The 345-nt window shown below is 63.8% G+C and carries 1 protein-coding gene; it reads left to right on the top strand.

Annotation, left to right across the window (positions count from 1 at the left end; translation table 11 throughout):
• Window positions 1-161: 161 nt before the first annotated feature.
• A partial coding sequence (locus OC446_RS30700) for a cation transporter (RefSeq protein ID WP_262032632.1) occupies window positions 162-345 on the top strand: 184 nt, incomplete at its 3' end.

The following is a 345-nucleotide window of genomic DNA, read 5'->3' as shown; positions in this document are numbered from 1 at the left end:
GAACACAGACCCTGGCCCGCTTTGGCTTAGCAACGGCGCATCTCGCCTGAGTGCAGGCTGCGGCCGTGACATGGGTCTTCTCAGTCAGCTGAAGTGTGCGGGAACGGGCAATGCTGTGTTGCCGTTCAGGTTCTGTAGGCAGGATGCCAAGGGAGCAAACGATGCGGACTGGGCAGGCGCATACAGGAGGGGACAGATCGGCCGCTGGTCAGCACCGTGGCCGTTTGGCATGGGCGTTGACGCTGACGCTGACCTATATGGCGGCCGAAGTGATCGGTGGCTTAGTTACCGGCAGCCTCGCGCTCCTTGCGGACGCCGCTCACATGCTGACCGACGCCGGCGGGC

The organism is Microvirga sp. Mcv34, from assembly GCF_024519725.1.
Taxonomy (GTDB): Bacteria; Pseudomonadota; Alphaproteobacteria; order Rhizobiales; family Beijerinckiaceae; genus Microvirga.
Note: the sequence above shows the minus strand (reverse complement) of the source record. Positions and strands in the feature narration are given on the sequence as shown.